The 20527-nt window shown below is 68.4% G+C and carries 21 protein-coding genes; 9 read left to right on the forward strand and 12 right to left on the reverse strand.

Annotated features, from left to right (window positions below):
• The first annotated feature begins 68 nt into the window (after positions 1–68).
• The 3 genes from ABD116_RS33065 (at position 69) to ABD116_RS33075 (ending at position 4994) form a co-directional block, all read left to right on the forward strand.
• Positions 69–965 (forward strand): LLM class flavin-dependent oxidoreductase, encoded by an 897-nt coding sequence (locus ABD116_RS33065; protein WP_343979513.1) that lies wholly within the window; start codon positions 69–71, stop codon positions 963–965.
• A 267-nt stretch (positions 966–1232) separates the two neighbouring features.
• Positions 1233–2243 (forward strand): LacI family DNA-binding transcriptional regulator, encoded by a 1011-nt coding sequence (locus ABD116_RS33070; protein ID WP_343979517.1) that lies wholly within the window; start codon positions 1233–1235, stop codon positions 2241–2243.
• Positions 2244–2285: 42 nt separating this feature from the next.
• Positions 2286–4994 carry a glucosidase family protein gene (locus ABD116_RS33075; RefSeq protein ID WP_343979520.1) on the forward strand — a complete coding sequence of 903 codons (2709 nt, stop codon included), beginning with the start codon at positions 2286–2288 and terminating at the stop codon, positions 4992–4994.
• 406 nt (positions 4995–5400) lie between these two features.
• Here ABD116_RS33075 and ABD116_RS33080 read toward each other — a convergent pair whose 3' ends face one another.
• The 5 genes from ABD116_RS33080 to ABD116_RS33100 are packed head-to-tail and all read right to left on the reverse strand — an operon-like array spanning position 5401 to position 9183.
• The gene (locus ABD116_RS33080) at positions 5401–6129 is read right to left on the reverse strand and encodes an ABC transporter permease (protein WP_343979523.1); all 729 of its coding nucleotides are present in this window, start codon (positions 6127–6129) and stop codon (positions 5401–5403) included.
• Complete coding sequence (locus ABD116_RS33085; RefSeq protein ID WP_343979526.1) at positions 6126–7112, reverse strand: ABC transporter ATP-binding protein; 987 nt, start codon at positions 7110–7112, stop codon at positions 6126–6128. Before ABD116_RS33085 ends, ABD116_RS33080 begins: the two co-directional genes overlap by 4 nt.
• A 39-nt stretch (positions 7113–7151) precedes the next feature.
• A complete protein-coding gene (locus tag ABD116_RS33090) occupies positions 7152–7922 on the reverse strand; it encodes a hypothetical protein (RefSeq protein ID WP_343979528.1) in 771 nt (256 codons plus the stop codon).
• Positions 7919–8827 (reverse strand): ATP-binding cassette domain-containing protein, encoded by a 909-nt coding sequence (locus tag ABD116_RS33095; protein WP_343979530.1) that lies wholly within the window; start codon positions 8825–8827, stop codon positions 7919–7921. The genes ABD116_RS33090 and ABD116_RS33095 overlap by 4 nt, the downstream gene beginning before the upstream one ends.
• Positions 8824–9183, reverse strand: a complete 360-nt coding sequence (locus tag ABD116_RS33100; RefSeq protein ID WP_343979533.1) for a GntR family transcriptional regulator — start codon at positions 9181–9183, stop codon at positions 8824–8826. The genes ABD116_RS33095 and ABD116_RS33100 overlap by 4 nt, the downstream gene beginning before the upstream one ends.
• 134 nt (positions 9184–9317) lie before the next feature.
• Between ABD116_RS33100 and ABD116_RS33105 the strand changes: the two genes are divergently transcribed.
• Together ABD116_RS33105 and ABD116_RS33110 are read left to right on the forward strand one after the other, a co-directional pair.
• On the forward strand, positions 9318–9716 hold the full coding sequence (locus ABD116_RS33105; RefSeq protein ID WP_343979536.1) for a VOC family protein: 399 nt from the start codon (positions 9318–9320) through the stop codon (positions 9714–9716).
• A gap of 9 nt (positions 9717–9725) precedes the next feature.
• Positions 9726–9896, forward strand: coding sequence for a hypothetical protein (locus ABD116_RS33110; RefSeq protein ID WP_343979539.1), 171 nt, complete (start codon positions 9726–9728; stop codon positions 9894–9896).
• Here ABD116_RS33110 and ABD116_RS33115 read toward each other — a convergent pair.
• The 5 genes from ABD116_RS33115 to ABD116_RS33135 all read right to left on the reverse strand — a co-directional run bounded on the left by ABD116_RS33115 (position 9893) and on the right by ABD116_RS33135 (position 14912).
• A complete protein-coding gene (locus ABD116_RS33115; protein ID WP_343979542.1) occupies positions 9893–10102 on the reverse strand; it encodes a type II toxin-antitoxin system antitoxin in 210 nt (69 codons plus the stop codon). The genes ABD116_RS33110 and ABD116_RS33115 overlap by 4 nt on opposite strands.
• A gap of 9 nt (positions 10103–10111) precedes the next feature.
• Positions 10112–11026 carry an SPFH domain-containing protein gene (locus tag ABD116_RS33120; protein ID WP_343979545.1) on the reverse strand — a complete coding sequence of 305 codons (915 nt, stop codon included), beginning with the start codon at positions 11024–11026 and terminating at the stop codon, positions 10112–10114.
• A 239-nt stretch (positions 11027–11265) separates the two neighbouring features.
• Positions 11266–13329, reverse strand: coding sequence for an aminodeoxychorismate synthase component I (pabB, locus tag ABD116_RS33125; RefSeq protein WP_343979548.1), 2064 nt, complete (start codon positions 13327–13329; stop codon positions 11266–11268).
• 21 nt (positions 13330–13350) lie between these two features.
• Positions 13351–14124 carry a class I SAM-dependent methyltransferase gene (locus ABD116_RS33130; protein WP_343979552.1) on the reverse strand — a complete coding sequence of 258 codons (774 nt, stop codon included), beginning with the start codon at positions 14122–14124 and terminating at the stop codon, positions 13351–13353.
• Between the two features lie 74 nt (positions 14125–14198).
• On the reverse strand, positions 14199–14912 hold the full coding sequence (locus tag ABD116_RS33135) for an iron-dependent transcriptional repressor DtxR (RefSeq protein ID WP_425552203.1): 714 nt from the start codon (positions 14910–14912) through the stop codon (positions 14199–14201).
• Positions 14913–15000: 88 nt separating this feature from the next.
• Here ABD116_RS33135 and ABD116_RS33140 point away from each other — a divergent pair, with 88 nt between their 5' ends.
• The 4 genes from ABD116_RS33140 to ABD116_RS33155 are packed head-to-tail and all read left to right on the forward strand — an operon-like array spanning position 15001 to position 18646.
• Positions 15001–16263 (forward strand): cryptochrome/photolyase family protein, encoded by a 1263-nt coding sequence (locus tag ABD116_RS33140; RefSeq protein WP_343979559.1) that lies wholly within the window; start codon positions 15001–15003, stop codon positions 16261–16263.
• A gap of 60 nt (positions 16264–16323) precedes the next feature.
• The gene (locus ABD116_RS33145) at positions 16324–16716 is read left to right on the forward strand and encodes a GntR family transcriptional regulator (protein ID WP_343979562.1); all 393 of its coding nucleotides are present in this window, start codon (positions 16324–16326) and stop codon (positions 16714–16716) included.
• Entirely contained in the window at positions 16713–17603 is an 891-nt protein-coding gene (locus ABD116_RS33150) for an ABC transporter ATP-binding protein (protein WP_343979565.1), read from the forward strand. Before ABD116_RS33145 ends, ABD116_RS33150 begins: the two co-directional genes overlap by 4 nt.
• Positions 17600–18646, forward strand: a complete 1047-nt coding sequence (locus tag ABD116_RS33155) for an ABC transporter permease (RefSeq protein ID WP_343979568.1) — start codon at positions 17600–17602, stop codon at positions 18644–18646. The genes ABD116_RS33150 and ABD116_RS33155 overlap by 4 nt, the downstream gene beginning before the upstream one ends.
• On the opposite strand, the gene ABD116_RS33160 is transcribed toward ABD116_RS33155, so the two are convergent.
• On the reverse strand, positions 18627–19940 hold the full coding sequence (locus tag ABD116_RS33160) for an APC family permease (RefSeq protein ID WP_343979571.1): 1314 nt from the start codon (positions 19938–19940) through the stop codon (positions 18627–18629). The genes ABD116_RS33155 and ABD116_RS33160 overlap by 20 nt on opposite strands.
• A complete protein-coding gene (locus tag ABD116_RS33165) occupies positions 19933–20454 on the reverse strand; it encodes an HIT family protein (protein ID WP_343979575.1) in 522 nt (173 codons plus the stop codon). The genes ABD116_RS33160 and ABD116_RS33165 overlap by 8 nt, the downstream gene beginning before the upstream one ends.
• Between the last annotated feature and the right edge of the window lie 73 nt (positions 20455–20527).

Consider the following 20527-nt stretch of genomic DNA (forward strand, 5'->3'; position numbering starts at 1 on the left):
CGGGCATGGTCGGCGGGGACGCCGGCCGGCGGGAGGGTTCTGTCGGTGAGGGCGGCTAGCTTCGGGGGATGCGGTTTTCGGTGACGTTCGGGGCGGTGGGGGTGGGGCGGGATCCGCGCGGGCTGGCTGAGCTGGCGCGGATGGCGGAGGACTGTGGGTGGGACGGGGTGTTTCTGGAGGACTATCTCGTCTATCAGGGGGACGCGGCGGAACCGACGTACGATCCGTGGATCTGTCTGGCGGCGATGGCTTGTGCAACGTCGTCGATCAGGATCGGTACTACGGTGACGCCGGTCCCCCGCCGGCATCCGTGGCAGCTCGCCGCCGAGACCGTTGCCTTGGATCACCTATCGGGTGGGCGGCTGATCCTCGGCGTCGGGATCGGCGATCCGGGCGACCCGTTCCTCACCGGCACTCCACGCGAGCTGGCCGAGAAGCTCGACGAGTCGCTGGAGATCATCACCGCGCTGTGGACCGGTGAACCCGTCCGGTACGCCGGCAAGCACTACCAACTCGACGGCGTCCAACTGACCGCCACCCCACTCCAGCGTCCACGCATCCCGATCTGGGTGGGTGGCAACTTCCTCGTCCCGTCCGTCCGCCGCCGGATCCTCCGCTGGGACGGCTCCTGCGCCTACAAAGGCACCACCACAGCCCCACAACAAACAACCCCAGAAGACATCCGCCAACTCCTTGCAGACAAGCAAGCCGCCAAGGCGGACGAAGTCGAGGCGGGCGAAGTCGAGGCCGACGAGGTCGAGGCGGGCGAAGTCGGGGCGGGCGAAGACCGGCCGGGTGGGGGCGAACGCCGGCCGGGTGGGGGCGAACGCCGGTTCGAGGTGAAGGCGAGTGGTGGCGATCCGGCGGCGTTCGCCGAGGCCGGCGCCACCTGGTGGGGCCGGTGGATCGCGCCAGGGCCGGTCGCCGCCGCTCGCGAGATCCTCCGCGCCGGGCCACCTCACTGAGGGCGAAGCCCTGCACGAACACATCTGCGGGGTTATCCCCTCAACCGGTGGGTTGCCCCGCGAGATTCTGGCCAGGCAACCCACCAACTGCGGGGTTGTCCCCTGAGATGGTGGGAGCGGGAAGCGGCGTGGCGGGGCTGGGGTGCCAGGGGCGTGAGTGGGGGGTGGGTACTGGTCAGCCGTTGACACGGGAGGGTTTGGCGGTGAGACTGCTGGTGGATTTGAACGTTAAAACGGGTGGCTTCTGGTGCGGTGGGAGGTTGGTTCGTGGCTACGTTGAAGCAGGTTGCCGCTCACGCGGAGGTCTCGGTGCAGACCGTCTCCAACGCCCTCAATGCGCCTCATCGACTACGCCCGGACACCCTGCAGCGGGTGACCCGATCGATCGAGCTGCTCAACTACCGTCCCAATCGTAACGCGCGCAGCCTCCGGACGAGCGCCGTCGAGCTGATCGGGTACTGCGTACCGAGCTGGCCGCACGGGCAGGTCCACCTGGTGATGGACCAGTTCCTGCATGCGCTGTGCACTTCCGCCGAGAGCAGCGGACGGCACATTTTGTTGTTCACGGCACCGGTCGGCGTCGAGGGCATGCCGGTCTACGAGGATCTGCACGCCCGGCGCCTGGTGGACGGGTTCGTGTTGTCGCAGACCGAGACGCACGACCCGCGGCACGCGTGGCTCAAGGAGCAGCAGATCCCGTTCGTGTCGTTCGGGAGGGTGTGGGAGGAGTCCACCCAGCCCGGCCCTTGGGTCGACGTCGACGGCGCCGGCGGATGCGCGACCGCGGTTCAGCATCTGTACGACACCGGCCGCCGACGGATCGGCTTCCTCAGCTGGCCGCAGACGTCCGGCCTGGCGGAGAACCGGCTGAGCGGGTGGCGCGCGAGGTGCGGTGAGCTCGGGCTGCCGAACCACGACGAGCTGGCCGTCCGCTGCCGCGCAGACACCATCGACGAGGGCGCCCGCAGTACTGCGGAACTGCTCGACGCCGACCCCGCGATCGACGCGATCGTTGCCATCAGCGACATTCTCGCGCTGGGGGCGCTGCGCGAGCTCGGCCGCCGGGGGCTGGTGGCCGGAGTCGACGTCGCCGTGACCGGCTTCGACGACTCGCCGCTGGCGTCGGTGGTGTCGCCGGCGTTGACGAGCATCCGGCAGCCGATGGACGAGATCGCCGGCGAGCTGATCGACATTCTCACGACACCGGATCCCAAGGGTCCGACGGAACGGCTCCTGCAACCGGAGCTGGTGGTCAGGGGCAGCTCGGCCCCCGGCTGACGCAGGTGGCGCTCAGACGCCACCAGAAGGAGGAAGTACGTCATGACACCCCGCCCTGTCGGACGAAGCAGACCAACCACAAGACGAAGCACAAGACGGTACGCCGCCCCTGCCGGCCTCCTCGCCGCAGCAACAGTCCTCGCCCTCAGCGGCATCCCTTCCCTCGCCACCGCAACCCCAGGCGCGAGCCCAGCCTCCGCCACAGACGCGAGCGCAGCCTCCATCGCAGGCGCGGGCGCAACGGTCGACGCCCAGGCGGCGACCACACGGTCGAGTGAGTTGTCGGAGTCGACAAGGCTGGCGGATCGGCGGTCGTTGGTTGTCGGGGATCGGGCCTACGCGATGGGCGACGAGAACGGCCTCTACCCCGCGACCGGCTGGCACACCCGCGGTGAGATGGGCGGCTTCTGGACCGCCCCGCTGAAGCTGCTCGACGGACTCTGGTTCGGCGTCGACGGATCCTGGCTCGGCAAGGACACCGCGGCCGCGAAGTACACAAGCGGCCAGGGCTACCAGCGAATCAGCTACCCCGGCGCCGTCAGCGTCGAGCGCACCGACTTCGTCCCCGACGGAGTCCGCGCAACAGTGGTCGGCCTGACCTTCGAATCGACCACCGCCAAGACAGTCGCGCTCGATGTAGACGCACACTCAGAGCTGATGCAGTCCTATCCCTGGGGTTGGACGACCCCCAACGCCGCCCAGATGAACCTCCCGGACACCGGTTCGTACAGCGACGGCACCCTCCAATTCCGCGAGCAAGGCACCCCACCGATAGCCAACGCCGCCGAACACGACTACGCCGCGATCGTCGGATCAACCATCAAACCGACCAACCACGCCCTCGGTGCCAACAACCGCGGCCCACAGGACCCAGCAGTCATCTGCCCGGCCGACGGCGACGCACCCAAGCACTGCGACGACACCGCCTTCGGCAAAGGCACCGGCGGACGCCTCACCTACAGCGTCGATCTGAAGCCCGGCCGGACGACGACGGTCTGGTTCGCCGTCGCGGGATCGGACGAAGGCAGAACAGCCGCACAACGCGAGTACAAGCAGGCCATCAGCAACCCCGAGAAGTTGCTGCAGGCAAAGAAGAAGAGCCGCGCCGCGATCGACGAGATGTCCGCAGTGGACCTGCCTGGTGACCGGCTGCTGCAGCAGAGCGTCGAGTGGAGCAAGCAGAACCTCGCCGACTCCGTCCAGGAGGCGCACAACCTGCAGATCCGCGACGTCAACGAAGGCAAGGCGTACCCGGCACCCAGCGGCACCGTCGACACCGCCCGCTGGTTCGGCGCCGGCTTCCCCGACTACCCCTGGCTGTTCGCGACCGACGGTGAATACACCTCGTACGCCGCGGTCGCGGCCGGCCAGTTCGACACGGTGAAGTCCCACCTGCGCGCACTGCGCGACGTCAGCGACATCCTCAACAACCGCAGCGGCAAGGTCGCCCACGAGGTGACGCCGACCGGCGACGTCTACTTCGGCTCGAACACCAGCGCCGGCAACACCGACGAGACGGTCAAGTTCCCCAGCATCGTGGCGCTGCTGTGGCGCTGGACGGGCGACGACCGGTTCCGCGACGAGATGTACGACTTCAGCGTGCGCAACCTGAAGTACGTCTACCGCGAACTCGACCAGGACGGCGACGGCTGGCTCGAGGGCCTCGCCAACGTCGAGCGCAACGGCATGGGCTCGGAGAAACTCGACAGCACCGTGTACCTCGCTCGCGGACTGCGCGACCTCGCCGACCTCGCCGCCTCGAAGCACGACCAGGCGACGCGGCAATGGGCGACGGCCAAGGCGACCGACGTCGAGAAGCGGTTCGAGAGCCAGTGGTGGGTCGACCAGGCCTTCGGGTACGCCGACTCGATCGACGACCCTGCCAACCCGGCCAACGACAACACGCCGATCTTCCAGCGGCACTGGACCGGCGTCACCCCGATGGAGGCCGAACTGGTCCGCCCCGGCCGGCCCACCACTCCCCTGGCCTCCACCGAGCACGCCAAGACCGCACTCGACCAGCGCGAGAAGCCTTGCTACACAGGCGAATTCGGGCTGTTCCACACCGGCACCGGGCCGACCTCGGATCCTGCGGGCAACCCCGGAGCCTCCTGCGACACCGTCGTGTCGGGTGTGAAGAGTGAGCGGAGCATCTTCTCGCTGAACACCTCGATCATGGCGGTTGCCGAGGGCAACTTCGGTCGCCTGGGGAAGAGTCAGCAGCAGGTCTACACGACCGGGAACGCGCGGATCCAGCTCGACCCGAAGGTCTGGGAGACGCCGGGCGCCATGCCGGAGATCGCGCCGTCGCCGGACTCGCCGGCCAACATCGACCGGGCGTTCACCGACCGCTCGATGACGCTGCAGGCGTGGGGCGCGTACGGCATCCTCTGGCCGGTCGTGCACCAGCAGCTCGGCGTCGATCCGGATCTCGGGCACGGCATGCTGACCGTCGTACCGCAGATCCCGGGCGGGCAGCAGAAGGTGGCCGGTAGCAACATCCGGCTCGGCCGTGGGTCGATCGATGTCGCGGCATCCCTTGCAGGCAAGGAACTTCGGACCGAGGTCCGCGGCAAGGGGCTGTCGGCAACCCTCACGGTCGGTGCGGTACTTCCGGTCGGCGCGAAGGTGCAGGCGGTGAGCCTCGACGGTCGCGCGGCGAAGTACAAGCTGGTGACCACCGCGCGTGGAACCGAGGTCCAGGTGACTGGTCACGGGAGCCACTCGACACTGACGGTCAAGCTTCGCTGAACGCTCTACCAAGTAATCGGCCGGTGCGCATTCGTGCACCGGCCGGTTTCGTTTCACCCTGTGGACGACAAAGAAGCAGGCCCCTCCGAGTATGAGTCGGAGGGGCCTGCAAGAGCTGAAGGAAGGTGACGTCTCCAGCTTCCCAGACGGGTCCGTCGGGTCCGGCAGACCCCGTCACCGGTCTACCTCAGTGGGGATCCCCACCGCGAGGGTCCTCGGTTTCCGTCCGACCCGCCGTTCCCTGAGGAACAGCGTGTCGACATTTCTACCTCCCCGTCCGGTGCGCGCACAACCCTTTCTGGCAAAGAGGATCGGCGAATCTGCCACCGTCAGCGTGTCGTCCACAGTGTGTACCCGACCATCCACAGAAACGATCGATGTTATGCACAACCCCTGTGCATAACCTTCATTGCCAGCGAAAGAATCGAGCCGCCAATGCAACACAACCGATGGTTACCGCGAGCAACGCGACGACGTGTTCCAGGCCCGGCCAGTGCCCCGACCACGCATCCTGCATGCTGGTCATCCCGGCGCCCATCGGAGTGATGTCGCGGACCCAGCGGATGGCGTGCGGCATCAGATCGCCCGGCGTCCAGACGCCGGCGAAGAACATGCTCGGGAAGAACAGGATGTTGCCGACGATACTCGCGCCCTTGGCGGTCGAGACCAGGCCGGCGATCAGCACACCGATCGACAGCTCGGCGACCGTGAAGAGAACGGCCGAGAGGGCGAAGGGCAACGGCGCGGCCGGGAGGTCGGCGCCGAAGACGGCCGAGCCCAGCCCGAGGATGAGGGCGATCACGACGACGCCCGCGGCCAGGTGCAGGAGCAGCTGGGCGATCAGCAGCTTCACCGGGCGTACCGGGGTGGTCGACATCCGCCGCAGGATGCCCTTCTCGCGGTACCCGGCCAGGATCATCGGCAGCGTGGCCATCCCCAGGATGCCGATCCCGATCCCGATCGCCATCGTGGGCAGGAAGCTCGCCGGTACGCCGTCGCTCGACCCGCCGCCGTCGCCGATCAGCGAGAAGATCGTCAACAGCCCGACCGGCAGCACGAAGACGAAGAACAGCCCGGCCCACTCGCGCAGGAACAGCTTGCTCTCGATCCGGGTGAGAGTGAGGGTCTGGCTCATCGCTCCGCTCCTTCGAAGGTCCGGCCGACTGGTGTCCCCTGATCGGCATCGCTCGAGTGCCGCCGATCAGGGGGCACCAGCGCCAGGAAGGCGTCGTCCAGCGTCGTCTGTTCGGTGTGCAGGTCGAGCGGCGCCTGGCCGCGGCTCGCGAGTTCGGTGACGACCGCGACCAGCAGGTTGTCGTTGCCGGTGACAACGATCCGGTCGCCGTCGCGGATCACGGAGTTCACCGCGGGGAGGGCTTTCAGCACCGCGTCGTCCAAGACGCCAGGGACTCGGAAGCTGATCCGCTGCTCGGTACGGGCCGCGTCGACCAGGCCCGCCGGAGTGTCCAGGGCGACGACCAAGCCGGCGTCGATGATGGCGATCCGGTCGCAGAGGTACTCGGCCTCTTCCATGAAGTGAGTGACCAGGATGATCGTCACGCCCGAGTCGCGGATCTGCTTGACCAGCTCCCAGGTGTCCCGCCGCGCCTGCGGGTCGAGGCCGGTGGTCAGCTCGTCGAGGATGGCGAGCTTCGGGTTGCCGATCAGCGCCAGCGCGATCGACAGCCGCTGCTTCTGCCCACCGGACAGCTTGCCGAAGGCGGTGTCGCGGACCTTGGTCAGCCCGAGCCGCTCAAGCAACTCCGCCGGGTCGGCCGGGTTCGGGTAGAACGACGCGTACAGCTCGAGCGCCTCGCGGGCCTTGATCCGCTCGGGCAGCTCACTGGCCTGGAGCTGGACGCCGACCAGCGAGGTGATCTGGCTGCGCCGCTTGTACGGATTGAGACCGGCGACCCGGACCGTACCGGCGTCCGGCCGGCGGAGCCCGGCGATCGACTCGACCGTGGTGGTCTTGCCGGCGCCGTTCGGGCCGAGGATGCCGAAGATCTCACCCTCGCGCACGGTCAGCGAGACGTTGTCGACGGCGACGGTCGCGCCGTAGGTCTTACGGAGGAAGTTGACGACCACCAGGTCGTCGTCACGGCTGTTTCCGGGCATGGCGGAGCCTCCCTACCTACTGCCAAAGGGTTTGTGGAGTCAGCCCTTGGCGGGTTTGAGCGCCATCGGGCGAAGCATCAGGTAACCGAAGTACAGGCCGAGGGCACTGGCCACCAGCACTCCCGGTACGCCGATCGCCAGCGATGGACGGTGATAGCTGGTGGTACGCAGCGCGTCAGCGAGCCACTGTGCGACCAGCAGGAGTTCCGCCGCGGCAGCCGGCAGGACGCCGAGCGGCAGCAGCAGGAGACCCTTCCAGAAACCGAACCGGTAGAAGCTGATGCCGATCAGCCAGCCGGCGGCCTCGTGCGCGATGATCAGCAGGAAGAACTCGGTGAAGATCAGCCCCACCTGCGAGGTCTTGGTGAACAGATGCGGATTGGCCAGCGTCTGGGTCAGCCCGGCCCAGTCGTAGATCACCCGCTCGATCTGGTAGGCGACCACCCACAGCAGGGCGGTCGCGGCCGCGGCGCCGACCAGAAGGATGCCGGCGGCAACGGAGAACATCCGCCGGGTGACCCCGTGCGCGATCAGCAGGTTGAACAGCGCCGGCGCCAGGGTGATGCCGATCGCCGCGGAGAAGTACTTCGGCGACTGGGTGCCGTAGTCCCAGATGCTGTGGTCGAGGCCGCCACCGATCAGCTGCGAGACCAGTCCGCCGATCAGGAACGACCCGGTCATCACGACCCAGTAGCCGACGATCATCGGGCGGAGGCCGATCGCCATCGAGCTGACCACTCGCTTGAGCCGCCCGGACGAGGTGACGCCGCGCGGCAGGGCCGCAGTACGGGCGATGGACTGGGTGGTCATGCGGAGCCCTCCTTCGAGCGCGTCGTACCGGTCAGGTGGACGAACAGTTCCTGCAGGCCGACCGGACCGATCTCGAGCCCGGCCGACTTCGCCTGCGCGAGCAGCATGTCGTCCAGATCGCCAAGCACCGTTGACGATTTGGTACCACCGAGCCGCTGCTCGGCGAGCACGGTCAGTCCCGCGGTCAACTCGTCGACCGCCCGGGCCGGGCCGACGATCGAGGCGCCGCGGCCGCGCAGCGAGTCGACCGGCGACTGGGTGACGAGCCGGCCGTTGTCGAGGATGACGACCTCCTCGAGCAGCGCACTGACCTCGCTGACCAAGTGGGTGGACAAGATGATCGTCCGCGGTACTTCGGTGTAGTCGGCGAGCAGCGCGTCGTAGAACAGGTTGCGCGACGGCACGTCCATCCCGAGGTAGCTCTCGTCGAAGATCGTCAGCGGCGCGCGGCTGGCCAGTCCCAGCACGACCCCGAGTGCCGACTTCTTACCGCGCGAGAGCTTCTGCACCTTCTTCTTCGTCGGTACTTCGAACTTGTCGAGCAACTCGCCCGCCAGGTCCTCGTTCCAGTACGGCCGCAGGCTGCTCGCCAGCTCGAGCACATGCCGGACGGGCGCGGAGTCGACCAGGTCACCCGACTCGCGGATCAGGCAGATCCGGCTGGTGACGACGGCGTCCTCGTACGGCGGCAGCGCACCCAGCTCGTCGCCCTCGATCAGCACCCGCCCGTCATCGGGCTGCCGGAAACCGGCCAGGACGGCGGCCAGCGTGCTCTTGCCCGAGCCGTTGCGGCCGAGCAGACCGTGGATCTTGTCCGGCGCGAGCCGCAGATCCAGCCCGTCCAGGGCCGGTACGCCGGCGAATGCGACGGTCAGGTTCTCGGTCCTCACACCTAGGCCGCTCACTTCTCACCATCCTTCTGGATGTGCTTCACGACGTCGGACAGCGGTACGCCGATCGCCTTGGCCTCACGAATCATCGGGTCGACCACGTCGGCGAAGAACGAGTCGCGCCGGCCGGTCCGGAGAAGCTCGCGAGCATTCGGGCTGACGAACATCCCGATCCCGCGCTTCTTGTAGAGCACGCCCTCGTCGACCAGCTGGGCGAAACCCTTGGCGGCGGTGGCGGGGTTGATCCGGTAGAACGCGGCGTACTGGTTGGTCGACATCACCTGCTCGTCCTCGGCCAGCGCGCCGCTGACGATGTCGTTCTTGATCTGCTCCGCGATCTGCAGATAGATCGGGCTGCGATCGTCGAACACCGCGCTCACCTCCACCCCTGCTGCTAGGTTCTTCGGTTCATAGGTTCATTACTTGACTAATGAACCGTAGCACCCTGGATCGGTACCGTGCAATCGGACAATTCGGCGAAGCGCAACGGATCGAGGAGCGGATCGTGGCAGACGGAGTGCGGGAACTGCGGCTGGTGGTGACGGTCGACGACTACGAGGCGGCCGTCGGGTTCTATCGCGACGTGCTGGGACTGACCGAACGGGAGGCCTACGAGTCGGCGGACGGGCGGGTGACGATCCTGGAGGCCGGCCGGGCGACGCTGGAGATCGCGGATCCGAACCAGGCCGAGTTCATCGACCGGGTCGAGGTCGGACGGCGGGTGGCCGGCAAGTACCGCGTCGCCTTCGAGGTGGACGACTCGGCGGCGACGACCGCCAAGCTGGCTGCCGCCGGCGCCGAGGTGGTGGCCGAGCCGACCCGGACACCCTGGAACTCGTTGAACGCGCGACTCGAAGGCCCCGGCGGCGTGCAACTCACCTTGTTCACCGAACTCGACGCGTAGCGTGACCACATGGCTTCGAATCATGAGCAGGAACTGCAGGTCGCCCGTGAACTGGCCGCGAAGGCGGCGGAGGTGGCCGGCAAGTTGAAGGCCGGGACCTACGACTCGGTGAGCGCGCTGGCGCTGACCTCGATCGCGCACAGCCTGAGCGTCATCGCCGCCCGCGGCAGCGAGGGCTAGGCGTCCTCTTCCTCCTTGGCCGGGCGGCCCGGGCCGCGCATCTTGCCGACGTTGCCGGGCAGCCGGCCGGCGTCGGCGAGGGCGCGGCGGAGCAGAAACTCGATCTGCGCGTTCGTACTGCGCAGGTCGTCGCCTGCCCACCGGGCCAGCGCGTCGTGGACCACGGGATCCAGCCGGAGCAGGATCTTCTTGCGTTCAACGGCCACGAGCCCGCCCTACTGGTAGAGCGAACCGGCGTTGACCACGGGCTGGGCGTCGCGATCACCGCAGAGCACGACGAGCAGGTTGCTGACCATCGTCGCCTTGCGCTCCTCGTCCAGCTCGACCACCTGACGCTCGGACAGCCGTGCCAGCGCGAGCTCGACCATGCCCACGGCGCCCTCGACGATCTGCTGCCGGGCCGCGACCACAGCGCCCGCCTGCTGGCGACGGAGCATCGCCTGCGCGATTTCAGGCGCATAGGCCAGGTGGGTGATCCGCGACTCGATCACGTGGACGCCGGCCGCACGCACCCGGGCACCGATCTCGGTCGAGAGCTTCTGGGTGATCTCGTCCGTACTGTCCCGCAACGACATCCGGTCGGTCGCCTCGTGGACGTCGTACGGGTAGCTGTTCGCGATGTGCCGGACCGCGGTCTCGGTCTGGATCGCGACGAACCGGACGAAGTCGTCGACCTCGAACATCGCCTGCGCGGTGTCCTGCACCTGCCAGACCACCACCGCGGCGATCTCGATCGGGTTGCCGTCGGCATCGTTGACCTTGGCAACGGCCGTTTCGTGGTTGCGGATCCGGGTGGAGATCTCCTTGCGGGCGGAGATCGGGTTCACCCAGCGCAGGCCGTCGACGCGGATCGTTCCGGCGTACCGGCCGAGGATCTGCAGCACTCGAGCCCGGCCCGGCGCGACCGGGGTGAGACCCGCCGCCACGATCAGGGCGGCGACGAACAGGACGACACCGATGATCGTCAGCGCGACCTGATCACCGGTCGTCCCGACGATGAACAGCGCGGCTCCGCCGACCCCGAGCACGAACGCCAGACCGAGCATCGGCCATCCGTTCAGATCCCCCGCCGACCGCTCGCTGACCTTCGGCTTGGGCATCTCCACCATCACGTCGACATCCGCACTCATCGCACACCCCTGTTTCCTTCGAGTCGAACTCAGTATCTCAAAGGTAGCATAGTGATATCAGTTTTACGAACCGGACCGCCTGGGAAGGGCATCCCCCCGGAAGTAGCGGGCTTGGGGAGGGAAATCCCCCGGATTCGGGTTAAATTCCTCCCCGGCTCCGGGGAGAATCCTCCCCAACCCCTGACCGGCGGAATCGGCCCCGCCCCGCCCAAGCAGCAGCCGGCAGTTTGGGTGACGACTCAGATGACGGCGGCTGAGTCGAGCAAGATCTGCTGCCAGGCGGTGGAGCGGGTGAAGGGCAGCGGGTCGATCGGGTCGTGGTTCCAGGCCTCGACCGGGCGGATGCCGTGGAGTGCGTTGACCAGCCAGACCTCGGTGCCGGCGAGGTCGGTGGCGGTGCGGGGGCGCTCGGCGACCTCGATGCCTTCGGCGGTGGCGATTCGGCGTACCAGTTCCGAGGTGACCGAGGCGAGGTAGGGACGGTCGGTGGGCGGGACACAAAGGGTGTCGTCCTCCCACCAGAGGACGGCCGAGTACGCCGCCTCGACGACGATGCCGTCGGGGTCGGCGATCAGGACCTCGTCGGCATGGAAAGCCTTGGCGGCTTGGGCTTTCAGCTCACCGAGGGCCTCGAGATCGGGGCCCTTCACCAGCGGCTGGGTGCGCGGGTCGGGGCCGTCGTGGACCACCACGCGGATGCGGCCGCCTTGCGGTGGCGCCGGCCGGAGCTGGACGGAAAGCTTGCCGTCAGCATCCAGTTCGAAGCGCGGGAACCAGCGACCGAAGCCGGGCAGGCGCTTCACCTGGTCGTCGAAGTAGTCCCCCGCCTCGACGCCGCGCGCCGCGCATGCTCCGGTGAACCGCCGCCGGTGCAGGTCGAGCCCGCGGATCTTGCCATTGGCCACCAAGAAGGAATCCGCCACCCGCAGAACACTCATACCCGCCCCCTGGATCGTTGCTGTTGCCTTGAGCACCATCTCGTCGTACTCCGCGACCGGATCCGAGTCGAGCACGATCGCCCCACCCGCCCCGACCACGGTCTCCCCCGGAGTCATCACGGCGGTCCGGATCACCACGCTGAGATCCGCCCGGCCGTCCACGGTCAGGTAGCCGAGCGCGCCCGAGTACACCCCGCGCGCCGACCACTCGAGCTCGTCGAGCAGCTCCATCGTGCGGATCTTCGGCGCCCCGGTCATCGAGCCGGGTGGGAAGCACGCCCGTACTGCGTCCACGGCATCCACGCCATCGCGCAGCTGGCCGCGGACGGTCGTGACGAGTTGGTGCACGGTCTGGTAGCTCTCGACCGCCATCAGCTGTGGGACCTGCACGGTGCCCGGCCGGCTGACCCGGCCGAGGTCGTTGCGGATCAGGTCGACGATCATCAGGTTCTCGGCGCGGGTCTTCTCGTCCTCGGCGAGCGCCTTCGCGACGAGCTGGTCCTGCGCCGGGTCCTCGACGCGCGGCGCGGTCCCCTTGATCGGGCGGCATTCGGCCCAGCCGTCGCCGTCGACGGTGATGAACCGTTCGGGCGAGGAGCTGGCGACGGCCAGGTCGCCGTACCGGAGGAAGGCGGAGTACGGGGCGGGGTTGCTCTGTCGTTGCCACAGGTAGAACTCGAACGGGTCGTCGATGGCGGGGAGACGGACGCGATTCGTCAGGCAGACCTCGTAGGTCTCGCCGGCTTCGAGGGCAGCCATGCAGGCGTCGATGCCGGCCAGGTAGGTGACGCGGTCTTGCTCGAGGTGGGCTTCCAGGTCGAGTTCGGCGATCGGCGGCGCTTCCCGCCAGCCCATGTACCAGCTTGCCGCCGCTGTCTCTGCCCGGTCGAGCCATTCACCTGCCGACCGGTCGCCCGGGGAATGCAGGGCGACGAGCAGCGCCCGGTCCTCGTCGTGGTCGAGCAGGACGAAGCGGTTGGCCCAGATCCACAGGGCGTCCGGGGTCGGCGCTTCGTGCGCGGCGGCGCCACCGGTGAGGGCCTTCAGCTCATACCCGAAGTAGCCGACATAGCCGCCGCTGAAGACCTCCCGCAGAACAGCCGGTACTTCGCCCAGCTGAGCCGATCGAGTGCTGAGCAGGTCCTGCAACTCGGTGAACACGTCTCCGTCGGCGACGTCCCGGACGAGGACGTCCGCGTCGGCGCCGGTCGAGGTGCCGAGGACCGAGAGCCGGCGAACACCCCGATCGGTCAGGCTGCCGTCCAGCCAGAAGGCGGCCGGCTCGTCCGCCAGCAACTCGCGGTAGAACCGCTCGCCGTCCAGCGCACGATCCAGCGCACGGATCGACCAGGTCAGAGCAGGCACAGCATGAACGGTACCTGTGACTCAGGCGAGGGCGACCTTCGTCCGCATCGCGGTGATGCGGCGGACGGGGATGGCCACCTCGAAGCCGTCCTTGGTCTCGCCGTTCTTGGCCAGCCAGACGGCGGCGGCTTCGCGGCGGGCGTCCGACGTACCGGGCAGGTAGAGGGCGCCGACCAGGCGGCGGGCGTCGTCGAGGGAGCGGACGGTGTACGCGTACCGCTCGCGCTGGGACTCCATCACGTCGAAGCCGGCCCCGCGCAGCTGGTCCTTCAGGTCCTTGATCTCCCCGCCACCTGGGAACTGCGGCGTCGAGCGCAGCCGGGTGGTCAGGCTGGTGAGCGTGCGAAGGTCACCCCGGCGCAGCGGCCGCACCGCGGGGACCGTGGCGGCGAGGACGCCGCCGCGTCGCAGTACGCGAGCAGCCTCGGCCAGTACTTCGGGCAGCGGCTGCAGCACCGCCAGCCCCATCGAGCAGGTGACCACGTCGAAGGCCTCGTTGGCGAAGGGCAGGTGCAGCGCATCCGCCTGGACCTTCGGACCGGGCGCTCCGGCCAGCTGGGCCGCGTTGTTGTCGACGCCGACCACCCACCGCCCGTACAGCTCGCGGGCGACCGGGCCGTTGCCGCAGGCGAGGTCGAGGACGCGTCGCGCCTCGCCGGAGACCGCGCGGACCAGCCAGCGATAGGGCGTGTGGTCCCCGGCCACCGCTCGTGACAACAGGGCTTCAGTGCTGCCCGGGGCTGCGGTGTGGAACTCCCGCAGGTACCCCGGCCAGTCGATATCGTTCTCAGGCATCGCCGACAGACGTTACTGCCTGAACACTGTCAGTACAGCATCGAGCGCTGTCCGTACCATTTCTTGGTGCAGTCTTAAACCAGGCTGACGAAGATGTGGCCGGCCGTCTCGTCGCTGATCACGCCGCCGGCCTCGCGGCTGCCCATCAGGACACCCTCCGCGTCGAGCATCGAGTCGACCTCGCGGCCGGGCAGCGCGCCCGCGCGGCGCAGCACCGACATCGCGTCGTCGTCGCTCTGCACCGGCTCGGCGATCCGCCGGACCAGCACCCGGACACTGTCGCCGGTGGCCTGGTCGAGCACCTTGTCGAGCGGCTCGACACCGATCCGGAACTCGCCGATCGGGGTCGCCAGGCTCTCCTTCTGCAGCTCCTCCAGGCCCGGGATCGGGTTGCCGTACGGCGACTCGGTCGGGTTGTCGAGGATCTTCAGCAGCCGCAGCTCGACCGCGTCGCTCATCACGTGCTCCCAGCGGCAGGCCTCCGCGTGCACGTCCTCCCACTCCAGCCCGATCACGTCGACCAGCAACCGCTCGGCCAGCCGGTGCTTGCGCATCACCCGGGTGGCCTGCATCCGCCCGACCTGGGTGAGCTCGAGGTGGCGGTCGCCCTCGACCGTGACGAGCCCGTCGCGCTCCATCCGGGCCACCGTCTGGCTGACCGTCGGTCCGGATTGGTGGAGCCGCTCGGCGATCCGCGCGCGCAGCGGCAGGATGCCTTCTTCTTCCAGCTCGTAGACGGTCCGCAGGTACATCTCGGTGGTATCGATCAGCTCGCTCACGACATCCATTCTCACCTACTGAGGCAAGCCTTACCCAATCGTGTGTTCGGATCTCGCGGAGTGTCGTCGAAAGTTGTTCATCCGCGAGGATCTGAGGATGGCTACTGCGGTGATGTGGTTTCGGCGGGATCTTCGGTTGGCCGACAATCCGGCGTTGCTGGATGCGGTTGCGGCGGGCGACGGCAGCGTGGTCGGGCTGTTCGTGCTCGATCCTTTGTTGTGGGATCAATCAGGTGGGCCGCGGCGGGAACATCTGGCCGGATCCTTGCGGAGTCTGTCCGAGTCGCTGGGTGGGCGACTTGTTGTCCGGCGCGGAGATCCGGTCGAGGTGGTGCGGGCGCTGGCGGCCGAGGTCGATGCGGTGAGTGTGCACATCTCGGCGGACTACGGACCGTACGGGCGGCGGCGCGACGCGGCGGTCGAGAAGGCGCTCGGATGTCCGCTCGTCAGCACCGGTTCCCCGTACGCCGTTGCGCCGGGGCGAGTGCTGACGCAACAAGGGTCGTCCTACCGAGTCTTCACGCCGTACTTCCACGCCTGGCTCGAACACGGCTGGCGGCAGCCCGTCGATGCGCCGCCCGACGTCGAATGGGTCGATGCCAAGGGCGACCGGCTTCCGTCGAGCAAGGTGGTTGCGGGCGAAGGGGCAGCTCGCGACCAGTGGGAGGCGTACCTCGACGAAGTCGCGGAGTACGGGGAGGTCCGCGACCGGCCGGATCTCGACGCGACCTCGCGGATGTCGGTGCCGCTCAAGTACGGGGAGATCCATCCGCGGACGATGCTCGCCGATCTCGCCCGCAGGCGCAGCGCCGGTGCGGAGGGGTATCGACGTGAGCTTGCCTGGCGGGAGTTCTGCGCGGACCTGCTGGCCGGACACCCGGACGCCGCGTGGAAGCCGCTGCGACCTGAGTTCGACAAGATGGAGTACGACGAACCCGGCGACGCCTTCGACGCCTGGTGCCGTGGGATGACCGGCTATCCGATCGTCGACGCGGGCCTGCGAGAGCTCGCGTCGACCGGCTTCATGCACAACCGGGTCCGGATGGTGGTGGCGTCCTTCCTGGTCAAGGACCTTCATGTGCACTGGAAGTTCGGCGCCCGCTGGTTCATGCAGAACCTGGTCGACGGCGATCTCGCGTCCAACTCGCTGAACTGGCAGTGGGTGGCCGGCTGCGGCGCCGACGCCTCGCCGTACTTCCGGGTCTTCAACCCGTCGACGCAGGCGAAGAAGTTCGATCCCGACGGCGAGTACCAGCGCCGCTGGATCCCCGAGCTGGGCACACCGGACTATCCCGAGCCGATCGTCGACCACGCCGAGGCCCGGCTGGAGGCGCTGCGCCGGTACGACGCGATCCGCTGACTCTTGACCTTCTCCGTCATCTAGGTATTGTACTAGTTAACTAGATGAATGGAGATGGGGATGATCGAGTTCCATCTGGACGGCCGCTCGGGGGTGTCGCCGTACCAGCAGATCGTTCAGCAGGTGAAGAACGGGCTGCGGCTGGGGCTGTTGCGGGAGGGTGATCAGTTGCCGACGGTGAAGGACGTCGTCGGGCAACTGGCGATCAACCCGAACACGGTGCTGAAGGCGTACCGCGAACTGGAGCACGAGGACCTGGTCGCGGCCCGGCCGGGGCGCGGCACCTTCGTCACCCGGACGCTGACCGATCACAGCCTGGCCGCGCACGGCCCGCTCCGGCGGGACCTGGTGAACTGGTTGTCGAAGGCCCGTAAGGCCGGCCTGGACGACGACAGCATCGAGGCGTTGTTCCAGACCACCTTTCGGTCCGGCGCTCAGGAGGAAATAGCATGAGCGCCGCCCTTCAAGCCCGTGGCCTCGGCAAGAAGTACGGCCGCAAGCAGGCCTTGACCGACTGCACCCTGGAGGTTCCGGCCGGTCGCGTCGTCGGCTTGGTCGGCCCGAACGGCGCCGGCAAGAGCACCCTGCTCAACCTCGCGGTCGGCATGCTCACCCCGACGACCGGCTCGATCGAGGTGCTCGGTAACCCGGCCGGTACGACGCAGCAGGCCAAGATCGGGTTCGTCGCGCAGGACACCCCGACGTACGCGCGACTGAGCATCGCCGACCACCTCAAGCTCGGCGCCCGGCTCAACCCGGGCTGGGACGACTCGATCGCCAAGGGCCGGATCGAGCGGCTCGGGCTCGACCCGAAGCAGCGGGCCGGCAAGCTGTCCGGTGGTCAGCGCGCCCAGCTCGCGCTGACCCTCGGCATCGCGAAGCGCCCCGAGCTGCTGATCCTCGACGAGCCCGTCGCGGCGCTCGATCCACTGGCCCGGCGGGAGTTCCTGCAGGACCTGATGGAGGCCGTCGCCGAGCAGGAGCTGAGCGTCGTACTGTCCTCGCACCTGGTCTCCGATGTCGAGCGCTCCTGCGACTACCTCGTCGTACTGGTCGACTCGCGCGTGCAGGTCAGCGGCGAGATCGACACCTTGCTCGCCACCCACTACCGCCTGGTCGGACCGCGCCGCGACGAGAAGTCGTTGCCCAGTGGGCAGCACGTCATCTCCGCGAGCCACACCGATCGCCAGTCGACCTTTCTGATCCGGACCGACGAGCACATCCTCGACCCGGCCTGGACGGTCACCCAGCTCACCCTCGAAGACCTCGTGCTGGCCTACATGGGCCGCTCCCATCCGTCCCGGCACAACGACCGGCCCGTACTGGAGGTGCAGCGATGATCTGGCTCACCTGGCGGCAGTTCCGCGTCCAGGCCATCGTGATCGCGGCGGCGGTCGCGGTCCTGGTCGCCTTCCTCGCCGTCACCGGCCCCGGACTGCTGCACGACTACGCGCTCCAGCACGCCGGGTTCCTCGACCGCATCCGGTTCGACCGGATCAACCAGTACCTGTACTACGTGGGTCAGGTCGCCGTGTATGCCGCTCCCCCGGTGATCGGCGCGTTCTGGGGCGCGCCCCTGATCGCCCGGGAGCTCGAGGCCGGCACCCACCGGCTGGTCTGGAACCAGAGCATCAGCCGGACTCGTTGGCTCGTCGTCAAGCTGGCGGTCACCGGCCTGGGCGCGATCGCCGTGACCGGTCTGCTCAGCCTCGCGGTGAGCTGGTGGTCCAACCCGATCGACGACGCCATCGACAGCGGGCAGGCCGCCGGTCCGTACAACATCCCCCGGATGCTGCCGGCCGTGTTCGGCGCCCGAGGGGTGGTGCCGATCGGCTACGCGGCCTTCGGATTCGCACTCGGGGTCACGCTCGGGCTGGTCACCCGGCGCAGCATCGTCGCGATCGCCCTCACACTGGCGGCCGTGGTCGCGGTGGAGGCGCTGTCGCCGGTCCTGCTGCGGCCGCACCTGATGACGCCGGACCAGGCCAGCGTCATCGTCACCACCGAGAACCTGCGCGGGCTCCAGCTCTCCGGACCGGAGGACAACGCCGAAGTGATGCACATCGAGGCGAGGCTGCCGGGCGAGGGCTTCTGGAAGATCTCCGAGAACACCGTCAACTCCGCGGGCCAGATTCAGAAGACGCTGCCCAGCTACATCGCAGCCTGCGGCCCGCCACCGCCGGGCGTGGAGGAGACCACGCCGCGGCCGCCGATGAGCAGCTGCTTCCAGCGGCTCGCGAACGACGGCTACCGGCAACAGATCAAGTACTTCCCGGCCAGCCGGTTCTGGGACCTGCAGTGGCGCGAGGCCGGTCTGTTCCTCTTCCTGGCCGCGGCCCTGACCGGCTTCAGCTTCTGGCGGATCAAGCGCGACCTGACCTGAGCCTGACCCATCTGGCCAGCAGGGCCAGGGCCAGGAGCACCGCGCAGGTGATGGCCGAGGTCAGTGGCAGGGTGGCCGCGAGGACGACGCATCCCAGCAGTCCGAGGATGTTGAGGACTCGCGGCCATCGCCGTTGCCCGGCCGGTTGCGTGTACGCCGAGGCGTTGGCGATCGCGTAGTACAGGAGAACCCCGAAGGACGAGAACCCGATCACGCCACGGAGGTCGGTGGTCAGCACCAGTACGCCGACCACTGCCGCCAGCGCGATCTCCGCGTGATGCGGCACCTGGAAACGTGGGTGCACCGCGGCCAGCCAGGTCGGAAGGTCCTTGGTGCGGGCCATCGCGAGCGTGGTCCGGCCGATGCCGGCGATCAGCGCGAGGAGTGCTCCGAGGCTGGCCAGTGCGGCGCCTACTCTGACGATCGGCTGAGCCCAGGCGGCGTCGACTGCTTGCACTGCGGTCGCGAGCGGGGCTGACGCCTCGCCGATCCGGGCCGGGCCGAGGGCCAGCAGGAGGCTGACGCCGATCACCAGGTAGATGCCTACGGCAACGAAGAGGGCGATCAGGATGGCCCGGGGGATGGTCCGTGCGGGGTCGCGGACCTCCTCGCCCATGGTGGCGATGCGCGCATAGCCGGCGAAGGCGAAGAAGAGCAGGCCGGCGGCTTGCAGGACGCCGTACGGGCTGGTGTCAGTGGTCCAGTTCGTGACGTGGTCGGCGGAGAGCAGCAGGATCACGACGAGGGCCAGAACCGCGAGGGAGCAGGCGACGAGGATGCGGGTGAGAGCCGCGGTTCTGGTGACGCCGCGATAGTTCACGGCGGCCAGCACGATCACGGCTGCCAAGGCGACCAGTCTTCGCACCCACTCGTGGCCCGGTACTACGTACGTGGCGAAAGTCAGCGCCATCGCGGCACAGGATGCCGTCTTCCCGAGGACGAACGCGCAGCCGGCCGTGTAGCCCCACCATGGGCCGAGACGCTCACGACCGTACGCGTAGGTGCCGCCCGAGACCGGATAGACCGCGGCCAGCTGAGCCGACGCGGCCGCGTTGCAGTAGGCGACGAAAGCGGCGATGACCAAAGAGACGAGCAGCAGAGCGCCCGCCGACTTCGCGGCCGGAGCCCAGACGGCGAAGACCCCGGCGCCAACCATCGAGCCGAGCCCGATGACCGCCGCGTCCCCGACCCCCAGCCGACGCGCAAGCGCCGGCCGGGAGTCGTTGGGCGACAGGGCTTCGTCGGCCGGCTGGGGTCCGGTGCCTGGCCTGGAGCCGCCGGGGTTCTCAGTCACCGGCGGCCATCGCTGCGGCGATCTTCTCTTCGGCTTCGGCTACCTCGGCCTTGGGGGCCTCTGGGAGTAGGTCTGCCCAGAGCGGGAGCATTTCGCGGCGGGCCTCGAGCATGCCGAGGGGGCGCGGGAAGAACCAGATGTGGAAGTGGGACGAGCCGTCGCCCCAGCGGTAGACGTGGACCCGGGCGATGTCGCCGACGCTCAGGATGGCTCGTTCGATCCTGGCGACGACCGGTCCGTAGGAAGCGGCGAGCTTGTCCGGCAGGTCGGCGAAGGAGTCGTGATGGCCGCGGCTGGCCAGCCACACCACGCCGGGGATGGTCACCTCGGTGGCCCGGCACAGCACCCACTCGTCGTTGCTCCAGATCGGCGTGTGCTCGGACTCGTCGAAGTCGGCGAACCACTTGCACAGGCCGCAGGGATCCCCACCCGGCTCGCCGACGCGCGGCGGCTCCGGGATCACTCGCGGTCCCAACTCGACACGGGTCAGCGGTTCGGCGTACGGCAAGGTCATCGGATTGTCCCCTCTTGTGCTGCGACTGATGGGAACTATGTAACGCCCTCGTTGCGGTTTATGCAACACCTAT

It is taken from the genome of Kribbella koreensis (assembly GCF_039525325.1).
GTDB classification, from domain to species: domain Bacteria; phylum Actinomycetota; class Actinomycetes; order Propionibacteriales; family Kribbellaceae; genus Kribbella; species Kribbella koreensis.

What these genes read in the sequence shown, in the direction of transcription:
- ABD116_RS33065 (WP_343979513.1), top strand. Translation starts at nt 69, where the DNA reads ATGCGGTTTTCGGTGACGTTCGGGGCGGTGGGGGTGGGGCGGGATCCG.
- ABD116_RS33075 (WP_343979520.1), top strand. Translation starts at nt 2,286, where the DNA reads ATGACACCCCGCCCTGTCGGACGAAGCAGACCAACCACAAGACGAAGC.
- ABD116_RS33080 (WP_343979523.1), bottom strand. Translation starts at nt 6,129, where the DNA reads ATGAGCCAGACCCTCACTCTCACCCGGATCGAGAGCAAGCTGTTCCTG.
- ABD116_RS33085 (WP_343979526.1), bottom strand. Translation starts at nt 7,112, where the DNA reads ATGCCCGGAAACAGCCGTGACGACGACCTGGTGGTCGTCAACTTCCTC.
- ABD116_RS33090 (WP_343979528.1), bottom strand. Translation starts at nt 7,922, where the DNA reads ATGACCACCCAGTCCATCGCCCGTACTGCGGCCCTGCCGCGCGGCGTC.
- ABD116_RS33110 (WP_343979539.1), top strand. Translation starts at nt 9,726, where the DNA reads ATGGCTTCGAATCATGAGCAGGAACTGCAGGTCGCCCGTGAACTGGCC.
- ABD116_RS33120 (WP_343979545.1), bottom strand. Translation starts at nt 11,026, where the DNA reads ATGAGTGCGGATGTCGACGTGATGGTGGAGATGCCCAAGCCGAAGGTC.
- ABD116_RS33130 (WP_343979552.1), bottom strand. Translation starts at nt 14,124, where the DNA reads ATGCCTGAGAACGATATCGACTGGCCGGGGTACCTGCGGGAGTTCCAC.
- ABD116_RS33135 (WP_425552203.1), bottom strand. Translation starts at nt 14,912, where the DNA reads ATGGATGTCGTGAGCGAGCTGATCGATACCACCGAGATGTACCTGCGG.
- ABD116_RS33140 (WP_343979559.1), top strand. Translation starts at nt 15,001, where the DNA reads ATGGCTACTGCGGTGATGTGGTTTCGGCGGGATCTTCGGTTGGCCGAC.
- ABD116_RS33145 (WP_343979562.1), top strand. Translation starts at nt 16,324, where the DNA reads ATGATCGAGTTCCATCTGGACGGCCGCTCGGGGGTGTCGCCGTACCAG.
- ABD116_RS33150 (WP_343979565.1), top strand. Translation starts at nt 16,713, where the DNA reads ATGAGCGCCGCCCTTCAAGCCCGTGGCCTCGGCAAGAAGTACGGCCGC.
- ABD116_RS33155 (WP_343979568.1), top strand. Translation starts at nt 17,600, where the DNA reads ATGATCTGGCTCACCTGGCGGCAGTTCCGCGTCCAGGCCATCGTGATC.
- ABD116_RS33165 (WP_343979575.1), bottom strand. Translation starts at nt 20,454, where the DNA reads ATGACCTTGCCGTACGCCGAACCGCTGACCCGTGTCGAGTTGGGACCG.